We start from the raw sequence: 1348 nt of genomic DNA, 5'->3' as shown, positions 1-1348 counted from the left end.
GAGCACAATCATCAGGGCGCTGATTGATTGGCGATGGAGGCGTAGAAACTTCATAATATGCGAATTTTGCGGGAAACTTTCATCATAAAGAAAAAAACTCGCGGAAAACAAGCTATTCTTACTTTTGAGATAAAGTTTTCGCTTAACTACCCCAAACCAGCCCCTAAATTTGCAAATATCTTATAAAATAATTAGCCTCTTTTCTAAGATTAAGCTTTCAAACCAAGCTTGGAACCGGCCTTTTTTCTCTTTCTCACCCTGTTTTCACCCGGAACGTGAAGGCAAGCGCCTCCACAGGCCTCCTTCCACGCTAGAGATACGCCAAACCACGCACTGCGGGGTGATCTCAGACCACTTGGCTAGAAATACACCTATTCTCGACTACACGGCCACCCTGAATTCCATCCGACCTGCTCGTTCTTCCCGCTTTTCTCGAATGGAAGAACCATCCAGACCCTTTAGCTTCTTTAAAGTTGAGGTTTCGGCCCCGGCAGTTGAACGGCATCCGGTTCAAAATCGAGCACATCCTGGTGGGTGCGCAGCGCTTTCCGCGCCTTGTCAAAAAAGGACGACAGATCGGTGGCGTTCTGCTGCTGCTTCTCGTCGATGTAGGCGTTCAGCTTCTGCAACTGGGCATCAGCATCCAAATTGACCGATCCCATCACCTTCTGGGCCTGCTTGTAGGTGGTGGAGAACTTGCTCTGGGCCTGTTCAAACGCCTCCTTGGCACCCTCCTGCCGGTTGTATTGCTTTTCCGCTTCTCGGAATTCGCTGCTGAACATCCTTTTGAAAAAGCCGCCCTTGGGTTTCTCGATGTGCTTGGACGCCTGTGCGTCAAAGTAGTTCGCCAGCTCCTGAAACTCCTGCATCGGCTTCTGATACTGCTTTTTCAGGTAGCCGAGCCCCGTGGTAATGATCGACAGCTTTTCCACCTCGGCCTTCGACAGCGTCTGCCCCGCCTTCACCTTGTCCTCCAGCAGGTCGATGTATTGCAGGGTCGTCTTGTTGCCCTCAAAAATGTTTTCAAACTCCTTCGCCGCGATCGCCAGGCGCTTGCGCTCCCCCTTGCGGAGGTCGTCGATCTTCTTCTCGTGTTCGTCATTCAGCGCGGTGATCATTTTCTGGTGCTGTGCCGCCTGGGTGTCCAGGGTGCGCTGAAACTCCGCCTCCTTGGACTTCATTTCTTCAAGATGCTCGGCCTTGACGGTCTCCATTTCCGCCCTCAAGGCCGCCACGTCCGTGTTTGCTTGAAACAGAAACCAGCCAAGCACGCCGGACGCGAGAAAACTGAGCACCAGAAGGGCGGTAAGATTTTTGATGGCTGTCATGCTGGGAAGGTTCTGTGAGA

General features: G+C 52.0%; 1 protein-coding gene. It reads right to left on the bottom strand.

The window, feature by feature from the left end; all coding sequences use genetic code 11:
- Window positions 1-467: 467 nt before the first annotated feature.
- Window positions 468-1328, bottom strand: coding sequence for a hypothetical protein (locus tag ACILSO_RS27785; protein WP_395740753.1), 861 nt, complete (start codon window positions 1326-1328; stop codon window positions 468-470).
- Window positions 1329-1348 lie beyond the last annotated feature (20 nt).

The sequence above is a fragment of the Prosthecobacter sp. genome (assembly GCF_044226605.1).
Taxonomy (GTDB): domain Bacteria; phylum Verrucomicrobiota; class Verrucomicrobiia; order Verrucomicrobiales; family Verrucomicrobiaceae; genus Prosthecobacter.
Note: the sequence above shows the minus strand (reverse complement) of the source record. Positions and strands in the feature narration are given on the sequence as shown.

Excerpts from the sequence above, each read along its gene's own strand:
- ACILSO_RS27785 (WP_395740753.1), bottom strand. The coding sequence starts at position 1,328 with ATGACAGCCATCAAAAATCTTACCGCCCTTCTGGTGCTCAGTTTTCTC.